Genomic DNA, 12,739 nt, shown 5'->3' with positions numbered 1-12,739 from the left:
CACCTCAGATGTGGGGCGGATACCTCGACGACGTCGAGCTCTTCGACCCGATGCCCTTCGGCATCACCCCCCGCGACGCCGAACTGATGGACCCCCAGGAACGACTCTTTCTCGAGATCTGCTGGCGGCTGTGGGAGGTCGCGGGCTACTCGCCGCGCCGCCTGCACACCCGGCACGGCGGACGCGTCGGCGTCTTCGCAGGCTCGATGTACAACGAGTACCCGCTGTTCGGGGCCGAAGTCGCCTCGCCGGACGCGCCATCCACGGGTTCCGCGCTCGCCGGAATAGCCAACCGGGTCTCCTACATCTTCGGGCTGACCGGTCCGAGCCTGACGGTCGACACGATGTGCTCCTCGTCGCTGACTGCAATCCACCTGGCGGTGCAGAGCCTGCTCAGCGGCGAATGCGAACTCGCCGTTGCGGGTGGCGTGAACCTCTCGCTGCACCCGAACAAGTTTCGTCAGCAGCGCCAGCTCGGCATGGCATCTTCGGACCACCGCTGTCGGGCGTTCGGCGCGGGTGGCGACGGCTTCGTCCCTGGCGAAGGCGTCGGCGTCCTGTTGCTCAAGCCGTTGAAGCAGGCGCTGGCAGACCGCGACCAGGTACTCGCCGTGATCCTCGGTAGCGCCGTGAACCACAGCGGCCACAGCAACGGCTACATGGTGCCGAGCGTGCCGGCCCAGGCCGAGGTGCTCGGCCGGGCGCTCGACCGGGCCGGGATACCCGCCGAGAGCATCGGCTACCTCGAAGCGCACGGCACGGGCACCGCGCTCGGTGACCCGATCGAGCTGCAGGCGCTCTCGCGCGCGCTGCGCCTTACTGATCGGCATGTCCTGCCGATCGGGTCGGTGAAGTCGAACATCGGCCATCTCGAAGCGGCCGCAGGTATCGCCGGTCTGACCAAGATCTTGCTGCAGTTCGAACACAGTCAGTTGGCGCCGTCGCTGCATGCCGAAGAGCTGAATCCGAACATCGACTGGCAGCACGTGCCGTTCCGCGTGCAACGGTACCTGCAACCATGGCCTGCGCCCGCGTCTGACGACGTACCGGCGCGGCGAGCCGGGATCAGCTCCTTCGGCGCGGGCGGGGCCAACGCGCATCTGCTCGTCGAGGAAGCGCCTCAGCGGCCTGCTGTGTCGCAGGGGCTCGCGCAGCACGCGGGCGCGCTCGACAGCGTGTTCGTGCTCTCCGCCCGAACCCGCGATCAGCTTCGCGGGGTCGCAGCCCGGCTCGCCCGGGCACTGGTTGACGAGCCCGAGCACGCATTGCCGGACGTTGCGTACACGCTGCGCGCGGCCCGCGTCGCGCTGGCACATCGGGCGGCGATCGTCGCCGAATCACGGGACCTGCTCGTCGACGAACTGAACCGACTCGCCGACACGGCCGCGGCCACAGACGCGACCCGGCTCGGCCGTGCGCCGACCGGCATCGGCGGCCCGCACCAACAGCGCGAGTCGCTGCCCGAGAGCGACGACGCCACGCCCGCCGATTTGGCGCGGCACTGGGTCGCTGGTGGTGACCTGCCGATCGGCGAGCCGCGGACGATCGTGCGTCTGCCGGAGTATCCGTTCGCCCGCGTCCGTTGCTGGGCGCCATCGCCGGACCTGCCGTCCAGCGCCGCGCTCGACCTGGTCCGGCTGTGGACCAAGGACTGGGCGCCCCTCGCCGACGAATCAGTCGAATCAGTGCTCGCCGAGCCATCCGCAGGCGACCTGATCGTCTGTCTGGCCACGGAGAACCAGTACCGGCTCGCTCAAGCGGTCTCGGCGCTCCTCGCTCCAGCCACCGTCGTGCGGCTGGTTCCCGAGGCCGCCGCGGACGCGCTGAACGATGTGGCCCAGGACCTGGTGGTGACCGGCTGGATTGACCTGACCGCCCTCGCGAACGGCGGGCCGGACTGGCAGGTCGTCGTGCCGCTGCTGCAACACTTGCTGCGCCGTCGCCCGCAGGCACAGTTGCGAATGCTCCAGGTGACCACCGGGCTCTTCGGACCCTCGGCCGGACCCGTCGCCCGATGCGCGGGTGCGGCGACCGCGGGGTTCGTGCGTGCGCTTGGCGCCGAGTCCAGCCGTGTCACCGCGAACGTCCTGGACATAGACGTACCCGAGAATGATCCGGAGGCCGTGGCCGTCACGGTGCACGAGGCGTTCTGCAGGCGGCCCGCTCACGGCGAGATCGCGGTGCGCGGCGGCCGACATCATGCTCCGCTGCTACGCGAGCTCCCGCCGCCGTCCACGCGGGCCGTGCTCGGCCCGGACCGGGTATACGTTGTGTCCGCGGGGGGACACGTGGCCTCGGCGCCCTCGTTGCCGACCACCTGGTCGAGCGCGGCGCACGGCGCCTCGCGATCCTCGGCAGGCACCAGCCCGAGCCCGCCACGCGGCGGGCCAGGGAACTGTCGGCGGCGCAAACGAGGCTCGATGCGCGCGGCGTCCGGGTGCTGAGGTACTTCGGGCCGCTGACCGCCGACGGCGGCATCGCCGAGTTCCTGGACGAGGTGCGCGGCACGCTCGGGCCGATCGCGGGCGTGGTGCACTGCGCAGGCCGGGCCCGGCGCCGGCCGGCCAGCTTCGTCTCGCTCGACCTGGCCGAGATCGCCGAGGTCTGGGAGCCGAAGGCGGCCGGGTTCGACACTCTTGCAGGGCTCTGCGAAAAGGACCGGCTGGAGTTCTTCATCTCCTTCTCCTCGGTCTCGGCGGCCCTGCCGAGGCTGGCGGCAGGCGTCGCCGACTACGCGGCCGCCAACGCGTACCTGGACTACGCGGCGGGCGACCACCGCTTCCGCGGCGTCGACTGGCCGGTATGGAGCGAGAGCGGTGCGGCCGCGGGCGGCGTCGCGGCGGGTGAGTCGATCACCGACGCGCAGGGGCTCGCGGTGCTGGACCACGTGATCGCGACGGCGCCGCGCGGGCCGGTACTGGTCACCGTCGGCGCGCAGCCGCCCGCCGCCGACGCCCTCACCGTGAACACCCGCGAGCCGCGACCGGCTCCGGATCCGATGCCGCTCGCGGCTCTGTCTCCAGCCGCCGCCGCACCGTCCTTCTGGCTTGCCGAGCTTTTCGGGGCGGCCCTGCATGTCCCCGCAGCCGAGCTCGACCCAGACATCGGCTTCGCGGAGCTCGGCGTCGAGTCGGTCCTGCTCGCCGAGATCGTCGCCAAGCTTGAGGAGCGGCTTGGGCGCAGCGTCAATCCGGCCGTGCTGCTCGACCACCCCACCCTCAACGAGCTCTCCGGCGCACTGGACCTCGGCGCCGAGGAGGGCCCGTCGCGCGCCGCCGCACCCACGCCCCGGGCGATGACGACGGACCGGCGTATCGCCGTCGTCGGCATCGGCATCGGCTGCCGCTTCCCCGGCACCGAGGGCGTCGACCGGTTCTGGGAGCTGCTGCGCGCGGGGGAGTGCGCGGTCCGCGAGGTGCCGCCGTCGCGCTGGAGCGTCGAGGAGTTCTACGACCCGAACGGAGGCCCCGGCCGCACGCCGAGCCGCTGGGGCGGGTTCGTCGACGGCGTCGAGGACTTCGACCCCGAATACTTCGGCATGACCGACGACCAGGCGCGCGCCATGGACCCGGCCGTCCGGCCGTCGCCGCACTCTGCGACGCCGGTTACCGTGCCGAGGAACTGGCCGGTCGGCGCGTCGGCGTGTACCTCGGGGCGCGGATGTCGGACTACCGCCGCAGGCTCTCGGCCGAGGAACGGGCGCGCTCGCTGGGCGGGGACCAGAACTTCATCGCGGCGTGGCTCGCCCACCACTTCGACCTGCACGGACCGAACCTCGTCGTGGACAGCGCCTGCTCCTCCTCGCTGGTGAGCGTGGAGCTGGCCTGTCAGAGCCTGCTCGACGGCAGCAGCGAGCTCGTGCTGGCCGGCGGTGTCCAGGTGCTGCTCGACGAGGAGCCCTACCTGGACTTCGGCGCGGCCGGGGCGCTCTCCCCGCGTGGGCAGTGCGCGGGCTTCGGCAGCGGGGCCGATGGCTTCGTGCCGGGTGAGGGCTGCGGGCTGCTGTTGCTCAGGCCACTGACGGATGCGCTGCGCGACGGCGACCGCATCCACGGAGTCATCGACGCGGTGGCGGTCGGCAACGACGGCCGGACGATGGGCCTCACGACGCCGAATCCGGTGGCACAGGCCGACGTTGTGCGCCGCGCGTTGGCTGCCTCGGGCCACTCGGCCTCAGCCATCGGCCTGATCGAGGCGCACGGCACGGCGACCCGGATCGGCGATCCGATGGAGCTGCGGGCGCTGGAGACGGTGTGGGCCGAGGATGAAGCGACCAGGGGCCGCGTTGGCACCTGTGGGCTGGGCACGGTGAAGTCCAACCTTGGCCACCTGTTCAGCGCCGCGGGCGTGGCCGGGCTCATCAAGGCCCTGCTGGCTGTGCGGCACGCGCAGGTCCCGCCGACGCTTTTCTGCGAAAAGCCGCACCCGCGCTGCAGCTTCGAACGCTCGGTCTTCGCCCCCGCCCAGACGTTGCGCCCGTGACCGAAGCAGACAGAAAGTGCCCCGCGCGTCGCCGGAGTGAGCGCGTTCGGTCTGGGCGGCACGAATGCCCACGCGGTGGTCAGCTCGCCCCCCGAGCGTGGCCTGGCGGCGGTGATCCGCGAACCGCTGCCGCCGCCGCGGTTCAACCGCCGACGCCTCTGGCGTGAGCGTACGGAATCGTCAGCCACCGCGCCCGCGGCGCCGTCCCGCATCCTCGCATCCCTGCTCGACATCTCCTTCAGCCCGTCGCCGCGCGCCGCGGCCGTCTCAGCCTCCGGGGAGGACGCGTGACCCTCATCGACGGCATGCCGAGCTCGATCAGCGCGCGGGTGGAGCTGTCGCCCGAGGACTTCGTGATGGCGAACCACCGCGTCCACGGCGTCTCGGTACTCCCCGGCGTCGCGCTGCTCGACCTCATCTACCGCGTGCTCATCGACCGCGGCGTCGACCCGGCCCGCGCCGAGCTGCGCGGGGTGCTGTTCACCGAGGCGATCACCACCCGGCCCGGCCACGGCCGCAAGATCGAGGTCGAGATAACCGTGCCGGACGACGGCGGGTCGCCATCTCCAGCCGGTGGCTGCGCGACGGCGTCCCGCACGGTCGGCGGCACGACCACGCCACCGCGACACTGCTCCTCGGCCCGGCGGGCGCCTCCGACGCGCATCGACCCAACGCCGACCTTGCCACGCTGCTGGCCCGCATCCCGGCCACCGGCTCGACGGAGGAACTCTACCGCCGCGCCCGGGCGGAGCAGATCGTGCACGGCCTGCCGATGAAGTGCGTGGGCGAACTGCGTCAGAGCCCTGAGGGCGTGCTGCTCGCGCGGCTGGAGCTCGACGCGTCGACCCGCGAGCACGAGGACGACTTCTTCCTCCACCCGGCGAAGATGGACGCCTCCACGCTCGCCGGTTTCGGACAGACCCTCGCCTCGGGTCAGGACCCGTTCATCCCCGTGTACATCGAGCGGTTCCGTGCCCCGCGCCAGGTCGGGCACGTCAGCTACGTCCACGCTCCGCGACCCGAGACGCTCTCCGACTCAGGCGAGGTGCTGCGGGGTGACTACGGGGTCTACGACACTGACGGGCGCCTGCTCGTCGAGGTCGTCGGCATGGTCTGCAAGCGCATCCGTCACCCCGACCTGATCACCCGGCCGACGAGGCCGACGAGGACGACGAGGACGACGACGCGCCTCGGCCGACCGGCACCGCCGCGACCGAGGCCGACGTCGTGGACCTGGTCCGCTCGCTGGTCGCGAAAGCTCTCGGGGTGGACCCCGCCGCCGTCGACACGTGTACCGGTTTCTACGATCTCGGCCTGGATTCCGTGGTCCTGTTGGATCTCAGCCGGCTCCTGGAAGCCCACGTCGACGATCAGCTCTACCCGACGTTGCTGTTCGAGTACAGCGATATCCGCTCGTTGTCCCGCCACCTGCACCGCACCTACACCGTGCGGACCGAAGCGGCCTCGGCGCAGGTGCAGGCAGCCACGCCCGCGAACGACGGCCGCATCGTGCTGCTGGAGCCGCGCTGGCAGACCGTCCCGGCCGAGCGGACCACTTCCGCTCGATCGCGGCACGTTCTCGTGATCGGCGGCGCGCCGGTGTCCGGGTTCAACCACTTCGTCCCGATGGGCGGCGACTACGCTGTGGAAATCTCCCGGCGCGGCGCCGGACTCGACAGCGTCGTGCTTCAGCTCTCCGTCGTCGCATCGGTCGCCGATCAGGCCGCCTCACTGGTCTGCGCTGTCGCGTCAGCCCTTGCTGCCATCCCCGCGGACGCGACCGGCGAGCCGCGCCTGCTGCTCGTGCGGCCCGAGCGTGGGGACGGCTCGTTCGCGGCGGTCGGTGCCGGGCTGGGAGCGATGTGCGCGACGATCTCCGCCGAGTTCCCGCGCCTGTGCTGCCGCGTGCTCGACGCCGCCCAGTTCGACGCGGCCGTTCTGGAGCGCGAGCTGGCGGACACGACGACGTGCGGCGAGGTCCGCATCCGCGGCGGCATCAGGGAACACATGATGCTCACGGAGGCGGCCACGTCCTCGATCGACGGCCTGGTCGAGCCGGTGTTGCGCCCCGGCGGACGCTACCTGATCAGTGGCGGCAGCGGGGGAGTGGCCCGTGCCCTCACCGAGCACCTGCTTGGCGCAGGGCTGGCGGGCGAGATCATCCTCGTCTCACGTTCCGTGCCGTCCTCGCTGCCTGACGGGATCTCGGTCCGATTCGTGCAGGCCGACGTCACAGACGCTCCCGAACTCGGCCGAGCGCTGGATGCCGCGGCAGTGGACGTCGCAGGGCTCGACGCTGTGCTGCACTGCGCAGGGGCCACCCGCGACGCGCTCTTCTTCAACCAGCGGCCGTCGGACATCGCCGAGGTCCTCGCCCCGAAGGTACGCGGGGTCACCGCACTGGACGGGGTGCTGACGGCCCGCGGCTTCCGTGGAGCGCTGCTGCTGTTCTCCTCCACGTCCGCCGTGCTACCCAATGCCGGCCAGTCGGCGTACGCCTTCGCCAACGCCTACCTTGACCGATTCGCGGAGTGGCGCTCGGATCGCGCCGACGGAGCCGGGCGCACCGTTTCGATCAACTGGCCCTGGTGGCGGGATGGCAGCATGCGCATGCCACAGGACAAGCTGGATCGCGCGCGTCAGACCATCGGCACCACACCGCTGCCCACAGCAGCGGCCGTCGACGGGATGCGGCAGGTGCTTGCGCGCCGTGGCGCCAGCAGAGCCGTCGTGCTCTACGGAGACGTCGAGCGCATTCGTGCGAGCCTGGTCGCGCCTGCTCCGGCGCCCGTGCCTGCTCCGGCGCGGGCGCTCGTCTCCGCCCCCACGGAGGACGGCTTCGCCGTCGCCGTCATCGGTCTGGCCGGTCAGTATCCACGGGCCCGGGATATCGCTGAGTTCTGGGACAATCTCACGGCCGGGCTGGACTGCATCACCGAGATCCCGGCCGACCGTTGGAACTCCGCCGACTACTTCGACCCGCGCAAGCCGCTGCCTGGCCGCAGCTACGGCAAGTGGGGCGGCTTCCTTGACGGCGTGGACCTGTTCGACCGCGCGTTCTTCGGCATCTCGCGCCGCGAGGCGGAGCGGATGGACCCCCAGGAACGGTTGTTCCTCACCACTTGCTGGCAGGCTATCGAGGACGCGGGCTACTCGCCCGACGAGCTGGCCGGTCGGCCGGTCGGCGTGTTCGTCGGCGTGATGTGGAACCACTATCAGCTGGTCACCAGCGAGGGGCCGACCCGCGCGGCGCCGACCGCGATGCACGCGGCGGTCGCGAACCGGGTCTCCTGGACGCTGGACCTGCGCGGCCCGAGCATGGCGGTGGACACGGCGTGCTCCTCCTCGCTCACGAGCCTGCACGTGGCCATGGAGAGCCTGCGCAGCGGGGAGAGTGCGCTCGCGCTGGCGGGCGGCGTCAACCTCACGCTGCACCCGCAGAAGTACCTCCAGCTGTCGGAAGGCCAGTTCCTGTCCACCGATGGCCGCTGCCGCAGCATGGGCGCGGGCGGCGACGGCTACGTGCCGGGGGAGGGCGTCGGGGCCGTTCTTCTCAAGCCGTTGCGACAGGCCCTCGACGACGGCGACCACATCCATGGTGTACTTCGTGCCGGCGTGCTGAACCACACTGGCCGCACCGCGGGATTCACCGTGCCGACGCCGGCTGCGCAGAGCGCTGTCATCCGTGACGCCATCGACCGGGCCGGATGGGAGCCGGGCAGCGTCGGCTACATCGAGGCGCACGGCACCGGCACCGCGCTCGGCGACCCGATCGAATCCGAGTCGATCGCGCGTGCCCTCGCCCCGACCGGCGGCTGCGTCGTCGGGTCGGTCAAGTCCAACATCGGGCATCTTGAGAGCGCGGCCGGAATCGCGGGGCTGACGAAGGTGCTCCTTCAGCTTCGGCACCGGACGCTCGTCCCCTCGCTGCACGCAGCCGAGCTCAACACGGAGCTGCGCTGGGACCGCGCCGTGTTCCGCGTGCCGTTGACCACGATGCCCTGGCCGGAGCCAGCGCCGGGCGCGCTGCGACGGGCCGGCGTCAGCGCGTTCGGTGCGGGCGGGGCCAATGCGCATGTGCTCGTGGAGGAGGCGCCCGCCGAACTGCAGCGGACCGCGATGTCCAGCGGCCCGTACGTCTTCCCGTTCTCCGCTCGCGACGAGAAGGCGTTGCTCGACACCGTGCGGGCGCACCTGGCGTTCGTCGAGGACCGCCCCGAGCGGATGAGGTACCTGACCAAGCTGGTCGCCGCCGCGTTGAGCGTGAGCGAGGACCAGATCGACCTCGCCGAGTCCTTCGCCGATCTCGGTCTCGACGCGGCCATGCTCCGCCGACTCGCCGACGAGCTCGGGACCGTGGCGGGCCTCGGTCCCGACTCGAGTATCGCGTCGGTCTGCGACACAGCGTCGGTCTGCGACCCAGTCGGATCCGGGTCGGACACGACCTTTCTCGCCGACGTCGCCCACACCCTCCAGCGCGGCCGACGAGCCATGCTCGTGCGCGCGGCCGTTGTGGCGGCCACCATGGAGGAGTACCGCGACGCTCTCAGGGATCTGCTGGCAGGAAGGCCGAGCGTGTCATCCCGATCTTCGGATGGCGTCGCGGAGCACGCCGAGCTCGCGCGGAAGTGGGTCGACGGTGCCGACGTGGACTGGCCGACGCTGCCCGGCGCCCGCAGGATCTCGCTGCCGACGTACCCGTTCCGCGGCGAGCGGTGCTGGGTCGGCGGCTGGGAGCGACGGCAGGCTGTGCAACGCGTCGAACCGCCCGTGCCTGCGGCGGTGCCGGCGTCGCCCGTACCGGCCGAGCCGTTCCGCGACACCGCCGAGCCGTTCCGCGACACCGAGGACCTGAGCGTCCAGATCCTCGATCACGGCATCGCGGTCGTCACGATGCACGACCGTTCGTGCTCGAACATGTTCAGCCAGGAGCTGACCAGTGCTCTGATCTCGGCCTTCGCCGACATCGATGCCCGCGACGAGGTGAACGTCGTCGTGCTCACCGCGCGTGGCCCGGCGTTCAGCATGGGCGCGACGCAGGACGCCCTGCTTGCGCTCTCACAGGGGCAGACCAGGTTCACCGACGTGCCCTTCATGTACGAGGGCCTGCTGCGCTTCGGCAAGCCCGTCGTCGCCGCGATCCAGGGCCACGCCTCGGGCGGCGGGCTGGTGTTCGGGCTGTGGGCCGACATCGTCGTGATGTCCCGCGAGGGCCTGTACAGCGCGAACTTCACCGGGTACGGGTTCACGCCGGGCCTGGGCGCGACGTACATCCTCGAGCGGCGGTTCGGGCGGACGCTTGCCGCAGAGCTCTTCTACACCGCGCGCGGGCTCAGCGGGGGAGAGTTGGAACGGCGCGGTGCGGCGGTGCGGTTCGCGGATCCGCAGGACGTGCTCGCCGACGCGATGACCGTCGCCGCGGCCATCGCGCAGTCGGCACCGGAGGCCGTACGCGCGCTCAAGCGTGACCTGTCCGACCGCGTGCTCGGCGAGCTGCCCGACATCCTCGCACGCGAAAGCCGGATGCACGTCCAGGTCCTGGGCGAGGGATCGGCGCGCCGGGTGCGAGAGCACTTCGAGCGGATCCAGGCGGTTCGACCCGCCACACAGCCCCCCGAACCCGCACCGGCTGCTCCCCGCGACGGCCTGGACCCCGCGACGGTTGCCGCGGCCATCACTGCGGCGCTTGGCGAGATCCTCTATCTCGACCCGTCCGAGATAGACGTGCACCAGAGCTTCACCGACCTGGGAATCGACTCCCTCGGCGCCGTCGAACTCGCCAGGGTGGTGAACGGCCGGTTCGGGCTGGCACTGGACTCCGTCGTCGCGTACGACCATCCGAATGTCAGTGCACTGACCGTGCACGTGTGCGACGAGCACGAACGGACGGCGGGCCTTGTCGAGGCCGTACGTCACGCACCGGCGCCCGCCCCGCCCGCCGCGCCGGCGATCGCACCCTTCGCCGTGTCCGCCCGAGCGCTCGCGGCTGTTTCCAGCTCGGGCCAGGGCCGCGTGGCACTGCGCGCGGTCCCTGAAGGCGCCACGCCTCCGACTCCCCAGCCCGTCGATCCCGATGCGATCGCCGTGATCGGCATGGCTGGGCAGTTCCCCGACGCACCGGACCTGGCCACGTTCTGGGCCAACCTCGCCGCCGGGCGCAGCTCCGTGCGCGAGGTGCCGTGCGAGCGCTGGGACGTGGACGCCGTCTTCGACCCGGACCGACGCGCCGCCGGCCGCACGTACAGCCGGTGGGCGGCGATGCTCGACGACGTCGAGTCCTTCGACCCGGCGGTGTTCCAGCTCTCCCCGCTGGAGGCCGACTCGATGGATCCGCAGCAGCGGCTGTTCCTGCAAACCGCCTACCACTGCCTCGAGGACGCCGGATACGCGCGGCGCGGGTCCGGTCCCCGGCCCTGGGGCGTCTTCGTGGGCTGTGCCGCGGGCGACTACCCCGACGTGCTCGATGCGGCCGGGTGGTCCTCGGTTGGTGCGCACGCGTTCCTCGGCAACGCGGCCTCGGTTCTGCCCGCGCGCATCGCCTACCTCATGGACTTCACCGGTCCGACGCTCGCCGGCGACACCGCCTGCTCGTCCTCACTCGTCGCCGTGCACTTCGCGTGCGAGGCAATCCGGCGCGGCGACTGCGAGGCCGCCCTCGCGGGCGGGGTAGCCGTGATGACGACGCCGCGCATGCAGGTGATGACCAGCCAGACCGGCATGCTCTCTCCCACCGGGCGTTCGGCGCCGTTCGACGCGTCGGCGGACGGGATCGTGCTGGGCGAGGCCGTCGGCGCGATCCTGCTCAAGCCGCTCCGCCGCGCCCTCGCCGACGGGGACACCGTGCACGGTGTGATCCTCGGCTCCGGCATCAACGGCGACGGCCGCACCAACGGTCTGACCGCGCCCAGCGCCCTCTCCCAGGAACGACTGCTGCGCCAGGTACACGAGCACGCGGGCATTGACAAGACGCGTGACCTCGGCTGTATGGAGGCGCACGGCACCGGCACCCGCCTGGGCGACCCCATCGAGGTCAAGGCCCTGGCAGCGGTGCTCGGCGGTGCACGGCCGGACGGAGCGCCCTGCTACCTGGGTTCGGTCAAGGGGAACATCGGCCACACCACGACGGCGGCGGGCATCGCGAGCGTCATCAAGGTGCTGCTGGCGCTGCGTCACCGCCGGATCCCGCCAAGCATCAACTTCACGCGGCTGAACCCGGAGATCACCGGTGAAATCGCGCCGCTTGAGGTCGCCTTGAAGCTCGTCGACTGGGCGCCGGACCAGGTCACCGGCCGCAGGATCGCGGCGGTCAGCGGATTCGGCTTCAGCGGGACCAACGCGCACCTCCTGATCGGCGAGGCGGTCGTGTCGGCCACGGACGGCCCGCGACCCGCCGCGCAGAGCACCCAGGAGGAAGCCGTGTACCTGGTACCCGTGTCCGCGGTGAACCGGGCCGCACTCTCCCGCACGGCGGACGCGCTCGCCCGCGGGCTGGAGGCGGAACGGCCCGCGCTCGCGGACGTGGCCTACACGCTGAACGCGGGCCGGACCCACTTCCCCGTGCGGGCGGCAGTCGTCGCGGCGAGCCTCGACGAGCTGATCTCCGGACTTCACGCGCTTGCCGGCGGCCAGATCCCGCCTGCCGCCAGGACCAGCGAAACCGCCGGGTCCCTGGAAGCGGCGCTCGCCAGGGCCCGCGACGCGGCGAGCGTGCAGTCCGTGCTGCTGCGCTGCGCCGAGGCATACCGCGCGGGCGTGCTCGCGGACCTCGACATCGCTCAGCGGCCCGGGCGGCGGATCCCGTTGCCGGGCTACGTTTTCGGCGGATGCCGGCACTGGCCGCGGCCTGCGACCGACCAGGCATCCGCGCCGGCTCCAGCCACGCCCGCATGGCCCGCACCGGGCGCGGCGCTCCATCCTGAGCACCCGGTCATCAAGGACCACCGCATCGGCGGTCGCCGTTTGCTGCCAGGTATGGCGACCGTGGCCCTCGCGGTCGACGCGGCCGCTCGACGCGGCGTCACTCTGCCGCTCAACCTGCGCTCCGTCCAGTGGCTGCGTCCCCTGATCGTCGACTCCGCACAGCCTGTCGAGCTTTCCGTGACCGAGGGTAGCGGCGATCTCCGCTTCCAGCTCGGTCCGGACGAGCAGTGGCGCGTGCGAGGCCGGATCGTCACGCATGACGGTGCCGACTCCGACCTCGAACTCGACATCGCCGCGATCGCCGCGCGCTGCCCGGACACCCGAAGCGCCGACCGCC

Annotated in this window: 5 protein-coding genes and 2 pseudogenes; all 7 read left to right on the top strand. The window is 71.7% G+C overall.

Annotated elements, in window-relative coordinates:
- The first annotated feature begins 8 nt into the window (after window positions 1–8).
- Window positions 9–2,444 (top strand): beta-ketoacyl synthase N-terminal-like domain-containing protein, encoded by a 2,436-nt coding sequence (locus AC08OX_RS03550; protein ID WP_476606488.1) that lies wholly within the window; start codon window positions 9–11, stop codon window positions 2,442–2,444.
- Window positions 2,330–3,568 (top strand): annotated as a pseudogene (locus AC08OX_RS03545) (beta-ketoacyl reductase); the annotation flags it as partial. The gene AC08OX_RS03550 and the pseudogene AC08OX_RS03545, both read left to right, overlap by 115 nt.
- Window positions 3,569–3,642: 74 nt before the next feature.
- Window positions 3,643–4,482: a beta-ketoacyl [acyl carrier protein] synthase domain-containing protein gene (locus AC08OX_RS03540; protein WP_476606486.1), complete on the top strand. Its 840-nt coding sequence runs from the start codon at window positions 3,643–3,645 to the stop codon at window positions 4,480–4,482.
- A gap of 36 nt (window positions 4,483–4,518) precedes the next feature.
- The gene (locus AC08OX_RS03535) at window positions 4,519–4,773 is read left to right on the top strand and encodes a hypothetical protein (RefSeq protein ID WP_476606485.1); all 255 of its coding nucleotides are present in this window, start codon (window positions 4,519–4,521) and stop codon (window positions 4,771–4,773) included.
- The gene (locus tag AC08OX_RS03530; protein ID WP_476606484.1) at window positions 4,770–5,258 is read left to right on the top strand and encodes a hotdog family protein; all 489 of its coding nucleotides are present in this window, start codon (window positions 4,770–4,772) and stop codon (window positions 5,256–5,258) included. Before AC08OX_RS03535 ends, AC08OX_RS03530 begins: the two co-directional genes overlap by 4 nt.
- Window positions 5,171–5,554: pseudogene (locus AC08OX_RS03525) on the top strand (polyketide synthase dehydratase domain-containing protein); the annotation flags it as partial. The gene AC08OX_RS03530 and the pseudogene AC08OX_RS03525, both read left to right, overlap by 88 nt.
- A 155-nt stretch (window positions 5,555–5,709) precedes the next feature.
- On the top strand, window positions 5,710–12,739 hold a 7,030-nt coding region (locus AC08OX_RS03520), incomplete at its 3' end, for an SDR family NAD(P)-dependent oxidoreductase (RefSeq protein ID WP_476606483.1).

The sequence above is a fragment of the Frankia sp. CoBUL1 genome, from assembly GCF_978021245.1.
This window is presented reverse-complemented; position numbering and strand designations above follow the sequence as displayed.